This window comes from Nocardioides sp. YJ-D4, from assembly GCF_054031495.1.
In genome coordinates, this window is record NZ_CM132932.1 from 92,834 (window position 1) to 109,460 (window position 16,627).

A 16,627-nucleotide genomic window follows, 5' to 3' on the forward strand; every position below is an offset into this window, starting at 1 on the left:
CGTGCTCACCGTTGACTTCGACCGCCTTGGCCTTCAGGCCGGAGAGCGCGTGCTCGACATGGGCGCCGGCGGCGGCCGCCACGCCTTCGAGATGTACCGCCGCGGCGCCGACGTGATCGCGTTCGACCAGGACGCCGAGGAGCTGGCCAAGGTCAGCGACTGGTTCTTCGCGATGCGCGACGAGGTCCCCGAGGGCGCGAACGCGGAGGTCAAGGAGGGCGACGCGCTGTCGCTGCCCTTCGCCGACGGCGAGTTCGACCGGATCGTGGCCGCCGAGGTGCTCGAGCACATCCACCGCGACGTCGACGCGATCAAGGAGCTCGTCCGGGTGCTGCGTCCCGGTGGCACCCTGGCCATCTCGGTGCCGCGCTGGCTGCCCGAGGTCGTCAACTGGAAGCTCTCCGAGGACTACCACAACACCACCGGCGGCCACATCCGCATCTACACCGACCACGAGCTCATCGACAAGGTCACCAAGGCCGGCCGGCCCAACGACGGCACCCCTGGTGAGGCGATGATCTTCGAGGGCAAGTCCTACGCCCACGGCCTGCACGCGCCCTACTGGTGGCTGAAGTCGGCCGTCGGGGTCGACAACGACAAGCACGTCCTGGTGAAGGCGTACCACCAGATCCTGGTCTGGGAGATCATGAAGAACCCGCTGCCGCTGCGCCTCGCCGGGAAGGTCCTCGACCCCATGATCGGCAAGAGCATGGTGCTCTACTTCCGCAAGCCGGGCCCCATCGCCACCGACCCCACCTCGGCCGCCTGATTCGCGGATGAGAGTCGAGATCCCGTACGTCGACGGGGTGCTGACCCCTGCCCAGATCGTCGCCACGGCCGGGTCGATCGCCCGCGCCCAGGAGGCGTCGGGCGCGATCCCGTGGGTCCCCGGTCAGCACACCGACATCTGGAACCACGTCGAGGCGGCCATGGGCCTGCTCGTCGGTGGCCTGGTGGAGGAGGCCGAGGCTGCGTACGACTGGATCCCGTCGCTGCAGAACGGCGACGGGTCCTGGCCGATGAAGATCGTCTCCGGCTCGGCGGTGGAGACGATCGGCGAGTCCAACATGTCGGCCTACTTCGCCGTCGGGCTCTGGCACCACTGGCTGATCCGCCGGGACCGGGCGTTCGTGGAGCGGCTGTGGCCCTCGGTGCGCGCAGGACTCGACTTCGTGGTCGGCCTGCAGCTGCCCTTCGGCGGGATCGCCTGGACCCCGCGCGACCCGTTCGCGCTGCTCACCGGCTCGTCCTCGATCTACCAGTCGCTGCGCGCCGGGGTCGCTCTGGCCGACCTGATGGACGACCCGCAGCCGGAGTGGGAGATCGTCGGCGGCCGGCTCGGTCACGCCCTGCGCCACCACCGTGACTCGTTCGAGGACAAGTCGCACCACTCGATGGACTGGTACTACCCGGTCCTCGGCGGCGCCGTCGTCGGTGCCGACGGGCACGACCTGATCGCCTCGCGCTGGGACCATTTCGTACGCCCCGGCCTCGGCGCCCTCTGCGTCGACACCAACCCGTGGGTCACCGGCGCGGAGACCTGCGAGCTGGCGATGGCCCTCGACAACATCGGCGACCACCGCCGCGCGCTCCGGCTGCTGACCGAGATGCAGCACATGCGTGCCGACGACGGCGGCTACTGGACCGGCTGGGTCTACGAGTCGCCCGACTACCCCAACCCCAACCCCAACGCCTACTGGCCCGAGGAGCACTCCACCTTCACCGCCGCCGCCGTCATCCTGGCCGCGGACGCGCTGGGGGAACGCTACGGTGGGTCCACCCCCGGCTCCGCCATCATGCGCGGCACCTCCCTCGCCGCTCCGTTCGAGGAGCTGGCGCTGGAGTGTGGGTGCGAGACGGACGCGGTCGCGTCAGCCCATTAACGCTTTGGAGACAATCACGCGCAGGGACCGCGCACGAACTAGTGTCCGCGGTTGCTATGAGCAATGCGTTACGTCTCACCGTCCTTGGTCTCGTCGGTCCGCTGGTCCTCCTGGGGCCGCTCGTCGGCTACTCCCTGTGGCAGTCACACCGGCTTGATGAATCGCTGACGTCGGTCTCGGCCACGGTCGTTGCAACTACTGAGTCGGAGGTAACCGTCGAGTGGGTCGACTTGTACGGCAAGACGCACGTCGATGATCTCCCTGCGTACGTCCCGAGCATCTACACCGATGGCGCTGCGATCGAGATCAGCTATGACGAGAACCACCCTGACTGGCAGCCCGTGTTCTCGGACCCGTACGAGAGTTCCTACCAGGATGGGTTCGACCTCATTGGCGCATTCGCCCTAGCCGTCGTCGGAATCGTCCTGGTCGTGTGGCTGTTCCGTTGGGGCGCGGTGCTGGTCTCTCGGAGTCGGGCATCCACTCTTGCGTCAGTGTCGGTGTGGTCGGATCGACGCGGACGGCCCTGGCTCAAGCTTCATGACCGCTCGCAACCGACGGACGTAGCGGCCTGGCAGTTGGTGACCTGGGAGCGAGACATGGAGGAGGTGTCCGATGCTTCCACCCTCGAAGTCCGCGGTTCGCTCCACGGACGCAGGCGCGTCACTGTGGTCGGACCGTCGGGACGATGCTGGACGCCGCTCGGTTCGCTTCGCCACCAGCCACCTGGATCCGGTATCCGGCGCTGGGGTGCGGTGTCGGACTACCGCGACGAGCCGCGGATGGGGTGGCTGGTTCATGCCATGGCGCAGACGGGACTCTTCTCGGCAGTGGCAGGTGGATTGATCGGTCCGGTATTCGGAATCCATTCGGGGTTGACCGCAGCTGCCGCATCCGGAGCGCTGTTCCTCTGCTTCAGGATGATTCTCGCTCCGGGTCCGACTCGATGGAGGATTCAGCGGAGTGCCCACGTGTTGCGGCTGACCGCGCTAGCCATGATCGGCACGACCATGGTCACCGGCGCAGCCTTCGGGTACGGGCTCTGGCAGCGATCCAGTCTCGCGCACGAGAGCGCCGCCGCTGAGGAGATCGCGACCGGCGTCGTGATCGAAGATGGCATCGGTGACAGCGGCGACGTCCGAGTTCGTTGGCAGAGTCCTGAGGGCACGTTCGTACAGCGGTTCAAGATCTACGCTGATGAGACGTACGTCGTGGGCACGCCGTTCGACGTCCGCTATGCGTCGGACGGAGAACCGGGCATCGGATACCCCGCGGACCCGAGCGAAACGGCGGCCAGCGACGACTACTTCGCTCTGCAGTTGGCGGCGTTTGCCGTGCTGATGGGGTACGGGATCGCGTGGTCGCGTTGGTGGTCGAACGTGCTGGCCACCTTGAGGAACCAGCCAAGCCGGGCGCGGGCATCGGCGTCGCGGGACGAGTTCGGCCGTCCGTGGCTCTGGCTGATGGATACCTCACCCCGGCGAGCGGCAGTCGCGCAAAGGGTGAGCTGGGAACCGGGCATCGAGAACCTCGACGAGCCGCGAGCTGTGCACGTGCTCGGCCAGATTGACACGGACAAACGCGTGGCGGTCGTGCTGCCGGACGGCCAGATCCTGTTTCCGAGAGGGCGATCGCACGGAGAAGACCGCCTTGGGACGCCATGGGAGCCCAACCGGTCGATGGCTACTGACCTGCCACCGTACTGGTGGCGCCGTCTGCTGCTGGCGGTCACTGTCAGCGCCGTCGTTGGAGCGTCGACCACACTCTGGCTCGGCATTCACAGTCGCGAGTTTGCTGCGGTGATGGCTGGGCTCGCAGTGGTCATTGTCTTGAATACGTGGGCGATGGGAGGCAAGCGAGCGACAGAGGGACTCCCGCTCAGATTCCCGTAAACGTCGCCAGCAGACTCGTAGCCGGCGTCAGAGGCGTCGCAGCACGCGTAGCGACCCGACCGCGTCGATCTCCTCGAACTGCTTCGAGGCGAGCGCGGGGAGGTAGATCTCCTCGTACGGCGGGCGGCCGCCCTCGGCCGGGTCCGGGAAGACGTCGTGGACCAGGAGCAGCCCGCCGGGCATCACCTTCGGCGCCCAGCCGCGGTAGTCGAGCTGCGCGGGTTCCACGCCGTGGCCGCCGTCGATGAAGAGCAGCGAGACCGGCGTCGTCCACCACCGGCTCACGGTGGTCGAGGCACCGATCACCGCGACCACCTCGTCCTCGAGGCCGGCCTGCTCGATCGTGCGCCGGAACGTCGGCAGCGTGTCCAGCCGCCCGGTGCGCTCGTCGACGAGGGTCGTGTCGTGGTGCTCCCAGCCCGCCTGGTTCTCCTCGCTGCCGTGGTGGTGGTCGACGGTGAACACCGTGCCTCCGGTCAGCTTCGCCGCGGCGCCGAGATAGACCGACGACTTCCCGCAGTAGGTGCCGATCTCGACGGCCGGTCCGTGCGGCAGTCGCTCCACGGCGTACTCGAACAGTGCCGTGCCCTCCTCGGGAGGCATGAACCCCGTCGCGTCGAGGGCGTGCTTGAGCAGTTCGGCGGGCATCTCAGGCGTAGACACCCGGGCACCTTAGCCGAGTGGCGAGCGGTCCGCGCCGAGTGGTCATCGACCTGGGGTGCCCGCGAGAATCCCGCCATGAGCAGATCCTCCACCGGACACTCGGTGCTCGTCGTCCCGGTGCCGGAGCTGGAGGCGTACGTCCTGGAGCGGACGCGCCACTATGACGACTCGTTCGTCTCCGCGGACCCCGCGTTCGTACACGCGCACATCACGCTGCTCGCGCCGTTTCTGGCCGCACCCACGACGGACGATCTGGAGCGGGTCGGGAAGATCGCGGCCGCGGCAGTGGCGTTCGACTTCGTGCTGGACGACGTACGTCTCTTCGCCGGTGGCACGATCTATCTGCACCCTGACCCTGCCGAGCCCTTCGCGGCGCTGAGCGCCGAGCTGGGTGCGGCGTTCCCGCAGTGCCCGCCCTATGACGGACTCTTCGAACCAGTGCCGCACCTGACCGTCGACCACATCGCGGGGGGAGTGGACCTCGACTCGACACGTACGTCCCTGGCGTCGTTCCTCCCTGCACGATGTCACGCGGACCGGGTCAGCCTGCAGTGGTACGCGAACCACGGCTGCCGGACCATCGCCGAGTGGCCGCTGGGCGAAGCCCGGCGTCAGGGTCCAGGTGCCGACATCGCCTGCATCACGTAGCCGACGGCGACGAGCATCGCCAGGCTGCTGATGGCGATGCCGGCGACGGCGGCCCAACGGCCGCGACGCTTGTCGTCGGCGGTGCGGGCCAGGCCGATGATGCCGAGGATGAAGCCGAGCGGGCCGCACATCAGCACGCTGGCGAGCAGCGACGCGACCGAGACCGCGTCGAGCGGCACTGCGTAGAGCGACCAGGCGTTGGTCGGCTTGTCCGGCGACGGTGCGGTCTGCTGCTGCGGAGGGGCAGGTTGCGGCACCACCGGCTGAGGGTTCGGGGGCTGCGGCGCGCTGGGCTGGGCCGTCATCGTCGGCTGGCCTGCGGGCGGAGCAGGAGGCGGCTCGGTGACCGGGGGAGGAGGCTTCGGCGCCGCGGTTCGCTGGCGCGAGGACAGCGCGGCGTTGGCCGCTCGAGCCTGGCGCGTGGCCTGCCGCAGCCGGCTGGCCGAGGGGCGCACCCGAGCCGGTGGCGGGACCGGGGCCGGGGAGCTGCCTCCGGGTGCCGGGGCGGGCCGCGGGGTCGTGGCACCCCACTCGGCTCGCCAGCGCCGGTCGCGGCTGAGCGGCGGGGTAGGAGAAGCAGACGCGGTCGGCTTCCCTGCGGCCGCCGCGGCAGCGGCCTTACGGCGGCGCCGGGCGAGCTCCTCGTCGAGGGTGGCTCTGGCGACCGGGTCGAGCAGCACGTCGCGCGCCCGGTTGATGCGCATCATCAATTCGCCGTCGGCGGCACGGCCGCCACGGTCGGGATGAAACTGCTTGGCGAGCTCACGATGGCGAGCTCGGACGGCCGCGTCGTCCGCGTCCGGACCGATCTCGAGCACGGCATAGGCGTCGATGAACTTCCCGCTCACTCAACGCCCCCCACGCACAGTCCTTCGGTTGTCGGCTTCGCCTCCGGGCTGATCCACACCCGGTGCACAAGATTCCCAGAACAGTGAAATCCTAGAGCAGTTGCGGCGAGATGCTGGTTTCGCCACGGGAAATTGACCGAGGGCCGCCCGATCGGGCGGCCCTCGCAGTGGAGCGGACGACGAGGCTCGAACTCGCGACCTCAACCTTGGCAAGGTTGCGCTCTACCAACTGAGCTACGTCCGCTTGCGAGAAGAACAGTAGCGGATGTGGTCCGTTGAGCTCCAACTGGGGTCCCGCGTGTCACGCACCCTCTTCCGGCAGCTCGGGTGATGCCGTACGCCGCTCGATCTGCTCCACCAGCTGCGCGACCTGGGCCTGGTGTGCCGCCCGCAGGTCCTCGAGCCGTTCGCTCGCGTGGGCGCGCTCTCGGTCCAGCTCGGCGCGGGTGGCATCGCGATCCGCCTTCGCCGCCGCTTCGCTCCCGCGAAGGTCGGCCACCTGGTCGCGCAGGGCGTCGATCTGCTCGCGGGCGGCGTCGCGCTGCGTACGCAGCCCGGAGATCGTCGCCTCCGCACTCGCCGCCGCCTTCTCGGCGGCCTTCTTCTCGGCGATCAGCTGCTCCTGGAGCCGTGCCGTCGCCTTCTCGGCGTGGTCGGCACGCGCGGTCTCGCTCCGCCGGCGCTGCAGGGCCGAGGCGTGCTCGGCCTGCAGCTTCTCGAGCTTCTCGGCCAGGGCGTCGCGCGCCGTGGCCGTCTCCTCCAGACGCTTCTCGAGGGAGGCGATCGTCGCGGAGGCGGTCTTCGCCGCGGCCGCCGCGTCGGACTCCGCTCGCTCCCGCGCCGCCTGTGCGGCCTGACGAGACTCCTCCGCCGCGGCCGTGGCGGACAGTGCCTCCCGCAGGATCTCGGCTGAGCGTTCCGACTCCTCCAACGCCTCTGCCGCAGCGGCATCTGCCTCGTCGCGCTCCGCCTCGGCCGTACGCTGCGCCTGCTCGGCGCGCACGGCGCGAGCGCTCGCGGCGGCGATCTGTTCCTGTGCCTCGCTCTGCACGGTCGCGATCTGGGCCTCGGCAGCGGTCAGGTCGCCGAGCGTACGCAGCTCCTCCAGCGCCTTCGGGAGCTGGTCGAGGAACCTGTCGGCGAGCTGGGTCAGCTGGGTGGTGATCTCCGCGGCCCGCTGCTGGGCGGCCTGCACCGGTCGCGCGGTCTCCTCGGGATCCCGTGTCTCCACGAGCCGTTGCAGGCGCTTCCGCTCCCGCCAGGCCGCGGCTCGGTTGTGGGCGGGGTCGTCGCAGTACTCCGGCGGCCGGCCGCTTCCGCTCTCCGAGGCCGCCGCGGGCAGCGGACAGCCAGGGAATCGGCAGAGCTTCTCGTCGACAGCAATCGTTTCCGTCATTACGTCAGCATAGCGTGACGAAAGACGTAACGAAGACTAAATTCCGCTCAAATGAGATCCCGGCGAGACGCACAACATAACCGGCATTATGATGTGTGCCTGTGAGCGCGATCGAGCACCGTCCGCAGACCCCCACAACAGACCTCTCCGTGACGGAATCCGTCAGAGAGCTGTTCCTCGAAGACCTGAGGGAGCTGCCCCAGGAGAAGAGGGCCGAAGCGCTCGCCAGAAGGTTCCTGCTCTCCTACGCAGGGCACACCCGCGCTGCGTACGGACGCGACCTCGCCGACTGGTTCGGCTGGTGCGCCGCGCTGGAGATCGACCCGCTCGCCGCCAACCGGGCGATGGTCGACGGCTACGCCCGGCATCTGGAGTCGAGGCGCAGCCCCGCGACGATCGCGCGACGACTCTCCGCGATCGCCGGCTTCTACCGCTACGGCGTGGCGGAGGACGTCCTGAGCGCCTCACCGGCCGAGCACATCAAGCGCCCCAAGACCAGCAACGACTCCCAGACGCTCGGCATGGACAGGGGAGAGGCGCGCGCCTTCCTCGCCGCCGCGCGGGAGAACTCCAGCCGCGCCGCGGCGCTGGTGACCCTTCTGCTCCACGACGGCCTACGCATCTCCGAGGCCTTGGGCGCCGACGTGAGCGACCTCAGCCACGCCCGCGGCCACCGCATCCTCTCGATCACCCGCAAGGGCGGCGCCCGGCGCGACGTCGTCCTCAACCCGGCGACCTCACAGGCGCTCGACGCCTACCTCGACGCCCGGGCCGACGGCCCGGTCTTCATCACCGGCACCGGGAACCGCTGGCACCGCTCCGAGGCGTTCCGGCTCATCCGCAGGCTCGGCACCGAGGCCGGCATCGAGCACGGCGACAAGCTCTCCCCGCACAGCCTCCGCCACACCTTCGTCACCCTGGCCCGTGAGGCCGGCGTACCTCTCGAGGACGTTCAGGACGCCGCTGGCCACGCCGATCCCCGCACCACCCGCCGCTACGACCGCGGCCGCCACAACCTCGACCGCCACCCCGCCTACGCCCTGGGCGCCTTCCTGGCCGACTGACTCATCCCTCCCCAACCCCGCCTCCGCGGCGGTAACCTTCCGAAAGCCCGTCATCGTTGACGAAGGAGATCCGGTATGAGCCAGGAACTGACCAGCGACTACGTGGTGGTGGGGGCCGGATCGTCAGGGGCCGTGCTCGCGGCGCGTCTCAGCGAGGACCCGAGCGTCCAGGTGACCCTGCTCGAAGCCGGGCCGCGCGACAAGAGCATGAACATCCACATCCCGGCGGCGTTCTCGAAGCTCTTCCGGTCCGAGCACGACTGGGACTACTCCACCGAGCCACAGCCGGCGCTCGGCGGCAGGCGGATCTACTGGCCCCGCGGCCGGATGCTCGGCGGCTCGTCCTCGATGAACGCGATGATGTGGGTCAAGGGTCTCCAGGCCGACTACGAGGAGTGGGGCGCGGCGGCCGGACCCGAGTGGGGCTGGGACGTCGTCAAGAAGACGTACGCGAAGCTCGAGGACGTCGAGGACGCGACCGCGCTGGATGGCACCGGTGGCCCGGTCCGCGTCGAGCGGCAGCGGAGCCCCCGTCCCTACACCGAGTCGTTTCTCCAGGCCGCCGAGCAGGCCGGCTACCGGCGCGGACGGGCCAACGGCCCCAACCCCGAGGCGTACGTGGAGACCATGGTGACCCAGCGCCGCGGCGCCCGGTGGAGCACGGCCGCGGCCTACCTCAAGCCGGCCGCCAGGCGCGCCAACCTCAACGTGGTGACCGGCGCCCTGGTGTCGCGGGTGACCTTCGACGGCACCCGCGCCACCGGCGTCGAGGCCGTCGTCGACGGACAGCAGACGACCATCACCGCCCGGCGCGAGGTGATCCTCTCCGGCGGCGCGATCAACACCCCGCAGCTGCTGATGCTCTCCGGGATCGGTCCGGCGGCCCACCTGAAGGACCTCGGCATCGAGGTCGTACGTGATGCGAAACAGGTGGGGGAGAACCTCACCGACCATCTCGTCGCCGGCATCGGCTGGGAGGTCGAGCAGGGCTCGCTCGCGACCGCGGAGTCGGCACGTCACCTGCTCAACTACCTGCTGCGCAGGCGCGGGATGCTCACCTCCAACGTCGGCGAGGCGTACGGTTTCATCCGCTCGCGCCCCGACCTGGAGGCGCCCGACATCGAGATGATCTTCGCCCCGGTCGGCTTCTTCGACGAGGGTCTGATCCCGTTCGTGGGTGAGGCGGTCGTGGCCGGTCCGATCCTCGTCGACCCGGCCAGCCGCGGCAGCGTCACGCTCACCTCCAAGGACCCGGCCGCCAAGCCGATCATCGACCCCCGCTACCTCTCCGACCCCGAGGGCAGGGACCGCGCTGCCATCGTCGAAGGGGTCCGGGTGACGCTGGAGATCGCCTCGCAGCCCGCGCTCAAGCCGTTCCTCGGCAAGTTCCTGCGCCCCGACGTACCGGTGGGCTCGTCCGCGGAGGAGGTCGCCGACGCGCTCCTGGCACGTCACGCCCACACCCTCTACCACCCGACCGGCACCTGCCGGATGGGCACGGACGAGGCCAGCGTGGTCGACCCCCGGCTGCGCGTACGCGGCGTCGAGGGCCTCCGCGTCGCCGACGCCTCGGTCATGCCCAGGATCGTGCGCGGCCACACCAACGCGCCCGCGATCCTGATCGGCGAGCGCGCCGCGGAGCTCATCACCGGGGACTGACACCCTCAGCAGACCCTTGGAACCCACCCGTGACTCAGGTCACACTGGGCCCATGACGGATTCCTACGCTGCCGGAGAGACGACCACGCCGCTGCTGGAGGAGACGATCGGCGCGAGCTTCGACCGCACCGTCGCCAGATTCGGTGACCGGGAGGCCCTAGTCGAGGTGGCGTCCGGCCGAAGCGGAGCCCGAGGCGATCAGCAGAGCAGACGCTGGACGTACGCCGAGATGAGCCGCGACGTCGACGCGCTGGCCGTCGGCCTGCGCAAGGCCGGGATCGGGAAGGGCGACCGGGTCGGCATCTGGGCGCCCAACTGCGCGGAGTGGACGCTGACCCAGGTGGCGACCGCGAAGATCGGCGCGATCCTGGTCAACATCAACCCGGCCTACCGCACCCACGAGCTGGCGTACGCCCTGACCCAGTCGGGCATCAGGCTGCTCGTCTCCGCCCCCGCGTTCAAGACCTCCGACTACCGCTCGATGGTGGCCGACGTGAGCGGCGACTGCCCCGACCTCGAGCAGACCGTCTTCATCGGCGACCCGGAGTGGACCGCGCTCCTCGAGGCCGGCACCGGCGAGCGGCTGACCGACCACGTCACCTACGAGCTGAGCCCCGAGGACCCGATCAACATCCAGTACACCTCGGGCACCACCGGCTATCCGAAGGGCGCGACGCTGAGCCACCGCAACATCCTCAACAACGGCTACTTCACCACCGAGACGATCGGCTTCACCGAGAACGACCGGCTGGCGATCCCGGTGCCCTTCTACCACTGCTTCGGGATGGTGATGGGCAACCTGGGCTGCATCACCCATGGAGCCACGATGGTGATCCCGGGCCCCGCCTTCGACCCGGCGGCCACCTTGGCGGCCGTCCAGGACGAGCAGTGCACGGCCGTCTACGGCGTACCCACCATGTTCATCGCGATGCAGAACCATCCCGACTTCGGCACCTTCGACCTCAGCACGCTGCGCACCGGGATCATGGCGGGCAGCCCGTGCCCGGTCGAGGTGATGAAGCGGTGTGTCAACGAGATGCACATGAGCGAGGTCTCGATCGCCTACGGGATGACCGAGACCTCGCCGGTCTCGACCCAGACCCGGATGGACGACGACCTCGAGCACCGCACCGCCACCGTCGGCCGGGTGCACCCGCACGTCGAGGTACGCGTCGTCGACCCCACCTCCGGCGCCGCGCTGCCCCGGGGCGAGGCGGGCGAGTTCCAGACCCGCGGCTACTCGGTGATGCTCGGCTACTGGTCCGACGAGGAGAAGACCCGGGCGGCGATCGACGAGGACGGCTGGATGCACACCGGCGACCTCGCCGTCATGAACGCCGACGGCTACTGCAACATCGTCGGCCGGATCAAGGACATGGTCATCCGTGGCGGCGAGAACATCTACCCCCGCGAGATCGAGGAGTTCCTCTACACCCACCCCGACATCGAGGACGTCCAGGTCATCGGCGTGCCCGACGAGACCTACGGCGAGGAGCTCTGCGCCTGGGTCCGCCTGCGCCCCGGCGCCGAGCGGATGACGGCCGAGACCCTGAGGGCGTACGCCACCGGCAAGCTCGCCCACTACAAGATCCCGCGCTACGTCCTGATCGTCGAGGAGTTCCCGATGACCGTGACGGGCAAGGTCCGCAAGGTCGAGATGCGGGAGAAGACCGTCTCCGAGCTCGGACTCTAGGGCCCTAGGTCAGCGAGGCTGCCGCGACCGCGGTGTCCTCGCCGACGAGGGTGATCTCGACCCGCTCGACGTCGGCGATCGGCACCGCGGAGGAGGCGTCCAGCCCGAGCGTCTCCCCACCCGACCAGGTCCACGATCCGGCGACGGTGCGCGCGCCGTCGCGGCCGACCAGCACCAGGTCGTACGTCACCGGCTCGACCGGATAGTCGGACGGCCCCGGCGAGCTCTTGCCTGGCTTGGGTGGGTAGTGACAGCTCCAGTTGAGCTTGGTGCCCCAAGACGTCGGGGTGACGACCAGCTGGGCCCACATGTCGACGCTGCCCACGGGGCGCAGGTCGACGGTGCGTACGTTCGCGGCCGTCGAGCTGGCCGGGGTGACCGGGGCCGAGGGGCCGGCGACCGGCGACCCGCTGCCGTCGCGACCGATGGCCAGGCCACCGATCGCGGTCCCGCCCGCGAGCAGGACGGCCGCGGCCGCGACCGCGAAGGCCCGGCGACGCAGCCGGGACCGGCGTACGGCCCCGGCTAGCTCCGCCAGCGGCGGCGTCGCGACCTCGACGGCCGGCTCCTCGAGCAGTTCCTCGGCCTCCGCGCGCGAGAGCGCGCCGAGCAGCCCGGGCATGCCGGCGAGCTCGGCGACGGCGTCGTGGCAGACGCTGCAGCCGGCCAGGTGCCGCTCGTAGGCACGGCGGTCGCTCGGGCTCAGTGCCCCGAGCACGTAGGACGCGTCCCAGTCGGCGTACGTCTCATGTGCGGAGGCGTCCAGGTCGTCGTTCATGAGGTGACCCCCTTCTCTTGCAGGGCGAGACGCAGGGCTCGCAGACCGTAGTGCAGCCGGGACTTGACCGTGCCGGGCGGGATGTCGAGCTCGTGGGCGAGCTCGGTGACCGACCGGCTGCCGTAGTAGGCGCCGACCACCACCGCACGGTGCTCGGGGGAGAGCGCGAGCAGCGCATCGGCGACGACCCAGGAGTCGAGCACCGCCTGGGTCTCGTCCGCCCGGGTCGCCTCGGGCGGCGACTCGGCGGCGTACTCCCGCTTTCGGCGCGCGCTGCGCAGGTCGTCGATGACGAGGTTGCGGGCGGTGGTGAACAGCCAGGCGCGTACGCCCTCGTCGGGCCGCTGCAGCACCTCCGGGTGGCGCCAGGCGCGCAGCAGCGTCTCCTGCACCACGTCGCGCGCCTCCTCGGCGTCACCAGTACGGCGTACGACGTAGCGGTAGAGCGCCTCCGAGTGGGCGTCGTGCACCGCTACGAGCAGCTCGTCCTCCGCACCCATGTCACCTCCCGCACGCACCCAGGATCCCAGAGTCCCGGATCAGCTCTTGGCCAGGTCGAGCGAGAACTCGACGCTGCCGGTGTCCTCGACGCTCACGAAGCCCAGGTTCGGCGCCTCGACACCGAAGTCCGCGAAGGTGATCGGGACGCTGCCGACGACCTGGAGCGCATTGGTCCCGTCGCCGCCGACCTCGGCGTCGACGGTCACCGACTTCGTCTCGCCGTGCACGGTGAGGTCACCGACCAGCTCGACCTCGGTCGCGCCCTCCTCGAGGGTGGCGGGCTCGGTCAGCTCGAAGGTGGCGGTGGGGAACTGATCGGCCTCGATCGCGTTCTCGCGGAAGTAGCCGTCACGGTTGTCGGAATCGGTGGCGATCGTCGCGACCTTGACCTCGACGTTCGCCTCGGTGACCTGGCCATCGGCGATGGTGACCTCGCCGGTGACGTCCTCGGTCCGGCCGGTGACGGTGACGTCCTCGCCCCGCAGCACCTCGTCGACGCGGTAGCCGGCGAAGGAGCCGTCCGAGACGGTCCAGGTCCCGCTGCTGTCCGCGCCGTCCGCGGGGGCTGCCGACGCGCTGAGGCTGGGCTTGTCGGCGGCCGCGTCCTCGGCCCGGTCCGCGTACCAACCGGGTCCGAAGATCACCGCAGCACCTCCGACCACGACCACTGCCGCACCGATCCCGACTGCTGCTTTCGTACGTGTCCGCACGCCGTTTCCTCTCGCCTGGAGGCTGACCCGATGCCGGCCTTCACCCGTACTACGGAGCTCGGTGGCGAACGGTTCAAACGACTTCGAGTGACGGGTGACACAATCGGCAGCGCCCTCTCTCGACCCCAAGGAGACCCCATGCCCCAGACCCCGCTCGAGCTCTTCGGCACCGAGGCACTCATCGGCGATGAGGACCGCGCGATCCGCGACACGGTGAGATCCTTCGCGGAGAAGGAGATCAAGCCGCACCTCGCGGGCTGGTTCGAGGCCGGCGAGGTCCCGGTCCGCGAGCTCGCTCCCGAGCTCGGCAAGCTGGGCGTTCTCGGGATGCATCTGGAGGGCTACGGCTGCGCGGGCACCAGCGCCACGGCGTACGGCCTGGCCTGCATGGAGCTCGAGGCGGCCGACTCCGGGATCCGGTCGTTGGTCTCCGTGCAGGGTTCGTTGGCGATGTTCGCCATCTGGAAGTGGGGGAGCGAGGAGCAGAAGCAGGAGTGGCTGCCGCGGATGGCCGCCGGAGAGGCGATCGGGTGCTTCGGTCTCACCGAGCCCGACTTCGGCTCCAACCCGGCCGGCATGCGTACGCGAGCGCGCCGAGATGCCTCGGGCGACTGGATCCTGTCCGGCACGAAGATGTGGATCACCAACGCCCCGGTCGCCGACGTCGCCGTCGTCTGGGCCCAGACCGACGAGGGACCCGACGGCAAGGGGATCCGCGGCTTCGTGGTCCCCACCGACACCCCGGGCTTCTCGGCGCCGGTGATCAAGCAGAAGCTGTCCCTGCGCGCCTCGGTCACCGGTGAGATCGTCCTCGACGGCGTACGCCTCCCGGAGTCCGCCGCGTTCCCCGAGGTCAGGGGCTTGAAGGGTCCGCTGTCCTGCCTGAACGAGGCCCGCTTCGGCATCGTCTTCGGCGCCGTCGGCGCGGCCCGCGACTGCCTCGAGTCCGCCATCGCGTACGCCGCCTCCCGCGAGATCTACGACAAGCCGCTCGCCGGATTCCAGATCACCCAGACCAAGCTCGCCGACATGACTCTCGAGCTCGGCAAGGCGATGCTCCTCGCCCTCCACCTGGGCCGCCTGAAGGACGAGGGCACCCTCCGCTCCGAGCAGATCTCCCTCGGCAAGCTCAACAACGTCCGCGAGGCCATCGCCATCGCCCGGGAGTGCCGCACCATCCTCGCCGCCGCCGGCGTCACCCTCGAGTACCCCATCCTGCGCCACGCCAACAACCTCGAGTCGGTCCTGACGTACGAGGGCACCAGCGAGGTCCACCAGCTCATCATCGGCCAGGCGCTCACGGGGGAGTCCGCCTTCCGCTGACCGAGGAGTCGGCGCGGTCAGTGCTGCCGCTCGAATGCCTAGCGCTGCTAGGATCAAGCCATGTCGGTACAGGAGCGCAAGCAGCGTGAGCGGGCGGACCGCGAGCGGCTCATCGTGGCGACCGCCCGCGAGCTTGCCGAGCAGCAGGGGTGGGACGCGGTGACGACGCGCCGGCTCGCCGAGCGCATCGAATACAGCCAGCCGGTCCTCTACAGCCACTTTCGCGGCAAGCGCGAGATCATCGGTGCCGTCGCTCTCGAGGGCGCCTCGGAGATGGCCGTGGCGATGCGGTCGGCGACTGCGGCCGCGAGCGCTCCGCGCGAGCGAGTCGCCGCCCTCGCCCGCGCGTATCTCGACTTCGCCGAGCGCAATCCGGCGGTCTACGACGCGCTGTTCCAGCTCGACGGCGGCCTGACGTACGCCCAGGAGGACACCCCCGAGCAGCTGAAGGACGCCTTCGCGGCGCTGATGGAGACACTGGGCGAGGTCGCCGGCGCCGGCGTCGAGCCGGAGCTGTTCACCGAGGTGTTCTGGGCGTCCCTGCACGGAGTGGCGACCCTGACCCGGTCGGGGCGCCTCCTGCCGGAGGACGCCGAGCGCCGGATCGAGCTGCTGGTCGACCGTCTCGCCGTCATCTGACGCGCCGCCTCAGTCGCGCGGCACCAGGAAGGACGCGCGCCAGAGCTTGCGGTCCTTCGCTGAGACCATCCCGTGCTCGGTGAGGTACGGCATCATCTTCTCGCCCATCCAGGCCAACGTCGCGCGGTAGTGCTCGTTGCCGAGCACCTCGCGGCGGGCCGCCATCGGGTCGAGCCCGACGGCCGCGTAGCAGTCCGGGTGGACCAGCGAGCGCGCCATCACGTAGGCCGCGCGGGCGGTGAGGTTCTGGTGCATCCGGAGCTGCGTACGCCCCATCTTCTGCGACATCGCCGCGGCGAGCTCCTCGCGGGCGAAGGTGACGTGGCGGGCCTCCTCGGTGACGTGGATGCGGGAGGCCATCCGGGTCAGCGGCTGGCAGCGCTCGTCCTTCATCAGCTCACGCTGCCACCGGTCGAGCGGCTCCTCACCGACGAGGGTCGCCGAGAAGACGCTGGGCCCGTGCAGCAGCGGAGCGAGCTTCCCGATACGCAGGACGGCGGGCCGGGGGCCGTACGCCGGTGCGCCCATCGCCGCGATCGCCCGGCCGAACATCACCGAGTGGCGGGTCTCGTCCCCGATCTCGGTCAGCGCGTACTGGGTGCGCGCCGTGCGTGGGTCCGCGCCGTAGACCTCGCGAAGCAGCAGCTGCATCAGCAGCACCTCGAACCACAGTCCGACGCTCATGATGCTGGCCACCTCGTGCCGCGAGAGCTCGATCTGCTGCTCCTGGCTGAGCCGGTCCCAGGTCGGGGTGCCATAGAGGGAGACGCGCTCGGGCTGCATCCACCACAGTCCATCCACGGGCGCGGCGTCCCAGTCGAGGTCGACCTCCGGGTCGTAGGACTGACGTGCGGTGGAGCGCAGGAGCCGGTCGGAGGTCGGGTCGGCGATGGTCATTCTTCTCCCTCACGGAGCGACGGAACTAGGTGT

16 protein-coding genes and 1 tRNA gene are annotated in these 16,627 nt (G+C 69.9%); 9 read left to right on the forward strand and 8 right to left on the reverse strand.

Annotated elements, in window-relative coordinates:
• The first annotated feature begins 1 nt into the window (after nucleotide 1).
• From ACW14X_RS00445 to ACW14X_RS00455, 3 genes are read left to right on the forward strand one after another with little or no spacing between them, the layout of a single operon-like run.
• The gene (locus tag ACW14X_RS00445; RefSeq protein WP_160023381.1) at nucleotides 2–769 is read left to right on the forward strand and encodes a class I SAM-dependent methyltransferase; all 768 of its coding nucleotides are present in this window, start codon (nucleotides 2–4) and stop codon (nucleotides 767–769) included.
• Between the two features lie 7 nt (nucleotides 770–776).
• A complete protein-coding gene (locus tag ACW14X_RS00450; RefSeq protein WP_160023382.1) occupies nucleotides 777–1,883 on the forward strand; it encodes a prenyltransferase in 1,107 nt (368 codons plus the stop codon).
• Between the two features lie 56 nt (nucleotides 1,884–1,939).
• Complete coding sequence (locus ACW14X_RS00455; protein ID WP_457164322.1) at nucleotides 1,940–3,775, forward strand: hypothetical protein; 1,836 nt, start codon at nucleotides 1,940–1,942, stop codon at nucleotides 3,773–3,775.
• 27 nt (nucleotides 3,776–3,802) lie between these two features.
• Here the strand turns inward: ACW14X_RS00455 and ACW14X_RS00460 are convergent, their stop codons facing one another.
• Nucleotides 3,803–4,438, reverse strand: a complete 636-nt coding sequence (locus tag ACW14X_RS00460) for a class I SAM-dependent methyltransferase (RefSeq protein ID WP_457164323.1) — start codon at nucleotides 4,436–4,438, stop codon at nucleotides 3,803–3,805.
• A 75-nt stretch (nucleotides 4,439–4,513) separates the two neighbouring features.
• Here ACW14X_RS00460 and ACW14X_RS00465 point away from each other — a divergent pair, with 75 nt between their 5' ends.
• A complete protein-coding gene (locus ACW14X_RS00465; protein ID WP_457164324.1) occupies nucleotides 4,514–5,086 on the forward strand; it encodes a 2'-5' RNA ligase family protein in 573 nt (190 codons plus the stop codon).
• Here the strand turns inward: ACW14X_RS00465 and ACW14X_RS00470 are convergent.
• The 3 genes from ACW14X_RS00470 to ACW14X_RS00480 form a co-directional block, all read right to left on the reverse strand.
• On the reverse strand, nucleotides 5,050–5,934 hold the full coding sequence (locus tag ACW14X_RS00470) for a DnaJ domain-containing protein (protein ID WP_457164325.1): 885 nt from the start codon (nucleotides 5,932–5,934) through the stop codon (nucleotides 5,050–5,052). The two genes, ACW14X_RS00465 and ACW14X_RS00470, sit on opposite strands and share 37 nt — an antisense overlap.
• Nucleotides 5,935–6,102: 168 nt before the next feature.
• Nucleotides 6,103–6,178: transfer RNA gene (locus ACW14X_RS00475), tRNA-Gly, on the reverse strand.
• Between the two features lie 57 nt (nucleotides 6,179–6,235).
• Entirely contained in the window at nucleotides 6,236–7,330 is a 1,095-nt protein-coding gene (locus tag ACW14X_RS00480) for a hypothetical protein (RefSeq protein WP_457164326.1), read from the reverse strand.
• Between the two features lie 101 nt (nucleotides 7,331–7,431).
• Between ACW14X_RS00480 and ACW14X_RS00485 the strand changes: the two genes are divergently transcribed.
• The 3 genes from ACW14X_RS00485 to ACW14X_RS00495 all read left to right on the forward strand — a co-directional run bounded on the left by ACW14X_RS00485 (nucleotide 7,432) and on the right by ACW14X_RS00495 (nucleotide 11,746).
• Nucleotides 7,432–8,394, forward strand: a complete 963-nt coding sequence (locus ACW14X_RS00485) for a tyrosine-type recombinase/integrase (RefSeq protein WP_457164327.1) — start codon at nucleotides 7,432–7,434, stop codon at nucleotides 8,392–8,394.
• Between the two features lie 75 nt (nucleotides 8,395–8,469).
• Nucleotides 8,470–10,053 carry a GMC family oxidoreductase gene (locus ACW14X_RS00490; RefSeq protein WP_160023387.1) on the forward strand — a complete coding sequence of 528 codons (1,584 nt, stop codon included), beginning with the start codon at nucleotides 8,470–8,472 and terminating at the stop codon, nucleotides 10,051–10,053.
• A gap of 52 nt (nucleotides 10,054–10,105) precedes the next feature.
• Nucleotides 10,106–11,746, forward strand: a complete 1,641-nt coding sequence (locus tag ACW14X_RS00495) for an AMP-binding protein (protein ID WP_457164328.1) — start codon at nucleotides 10,106–10,108, stop codon at nucleotides 11,744–11,746.
• Nucleotides 11,747–11,750: 4 nt separating this feature from the next.
• Here the strand turns inward: ACW14X_RS00495 and ACW14X_RS00500 are convergent, their stop codons facing one another.
• From ACW14X_RS00500 to ACW14X_RS00510, 3 genes are read right to left on the reverse strand one after another with little or no spacing between them, the layout of a single operon-like run.
• Nucleotides 11,751–12,524: a zf-HC2 domain-containing protein gene (locus ACW14X_RS00500; protein ID WP_160023389.1), complete on the reverse strand. Its 774-nt coding sequence runs from the start codon at nucleotides 12,522–12,524 to the stop codon at nucleotides 11,751–11,753.
• Nucleotides 12,521–13,024, reverse strand: a complete 504-nt coding sequence (locus ACW14X_RS00505; protein WP_160023390.1) for a sigma-70 family RNA polymerase sigma factor — start codon at nucleotides 13,022–13,024, stop codon at nucleotides 12,521–12,523. Before ACW14X_RS00505 ends, ACW14X_RS00500 begins: the two co-directional genes overlap by 4 nt.
• Nucleotides 13,025–13,063: 39 nt before the next feature.
• Nucleotides 13,064–13,735, reverse strand: a complete 672-nt coding sequence (locus ACW14X_RS00510; RefSeq protein ID WP_160023391.1) for a YceI family protein — start codon at nucleotides 13,733–13,735, stop codon at nucleotides 13,064–13,066.
• Nucleotides 13,736–13,873: 138 nt separating this feature from the next.
• On the opposite strand from ACW14X_RS00510, the gene ACW14X_RS00515 reads away from it, so the two are divergent.
• Both ACW14X_RS00515 and ACW14X_RS00520 read left to right on the forward strand, forming a co-directional pair.
• Entirely contained in the window at nucleotides 13,874–15,058 is a 1,185-nt protein-coding gene (locus ACW14X_RS00515) for an acyl-CoA dehydrogenase family protein (protein WP_350714176.1), read from the forward strand.
• 60 nt (nucleotides 15,059–15,118) lie between these two features.
• The gene (locus tag ACW14X_RS00520) at nucleotides 15,119–15,697 is read left to right on the forward strand and encodes a TetR/AcrR family transcriptional regulator (RefSeq protein WP_457164329.1); all 579 of its coding nucleotides are present in this window, start codon (nucleotides 15,119–15,121) and stop codon (nucleotides 15,695–15,697) included.
• Nucleotides 15,698–15,706: 9 nt separating this feature from the next.
• Here the strand turns inward: ACW14X_RS00520 and ACW14X_RS00525 are convergent, their stop codons facing one another.
• The gene (locus ACW14X_RS00525) at nucleotides 15,707–16,594 is read right to left on the reverse strand and encodes an AurF N-oxygenase family protein (protein WP_457164330.1); all 888 of its coding nucleotides are present in this window, start codon (nucleotides 16,592–16,594) and stop codon (nucleotides 15,707–15,709) included.
• Nucleotides 16,595–16,627: the final 33 nt, after the last annotated feature.

Coding starts and splice junctions, on each gene's coding strand:
- ACW14X_RS00505 (WP_160023390.1), bottom strand. CDS start 13,024: ATGGGTGCGGAGGACGAGCTGCTCGTAGCGGTGCACGACGCCCACTCG.
- ACW14X_RS00480 (WP_457164326.1), bottom strand. CDS start 7,330: ATGACGGAAACGATTGCTGTCGACGAGAAGCTCTGCCGATTCCCTGGC.
- ACW14X_RS00495 (WP_457164328.1), top strand. CDS start 10,106: ATGACGGATTCCTACGCTGCCGGAGAGACGACCACGCCGCTGCTGGAG.
- ACW14X_RS00490 (WP_160023387.1), top strand. CDS start 8,470: ATGAGCCAGGAACTGACCAGCGACTACGTGGTGGTGGGGGCCGGATCG.
- ACW14X_RS00455 (WP_457164322.1), top strand. CDS start 1,940: ATGAGCAATGCGTTACGTCTCACCGTCCTTGGTCTCGTCGGTCCGCTG.
- ACW14X_RS00520 (WP_457164329.1), top strand. CDS start 15,119: ATGTCGGTACAGGAGCGCAAGCAGCGTGAGCGGGCGGACCGCGAGCGG.
- ACW14X_RS00500 (WP_160023389.1), bottom strand. CDS start 12,524: ATGAACGACGACCTGGACGCCTCCGCACATGAGACGTACGCCGACTGG.
- ACW14X_RS00515 (WP_350714176.1), top strand. CDS start 13,874: ATGCCCCAGACCCCGCTCGAGCTCTTCGGCACCGAGGCACTCATCGGC.
- ACW14X_RS00525 (WP_457164330.1), bottom strand. CDS start 16,594: ATGACCATCGCCGACCCGACCTCCGACCGGCTCCTGCGCTCCACCGCA.
- ACW14X_RS00450 (WP_160023382.1), top strand. CDS start 777: ATGAGAGTCGAGATCCCGTACGTCGACGGGGTGCTGACCCCTGCCCAG.
- ACW14X_RS00465 (WP_457164324.1), top strand. CDS start 4,514: ATGAGCAGATCCTCCACCGGACACTCGGTGCTCGTCGTCCCGGTGCCG.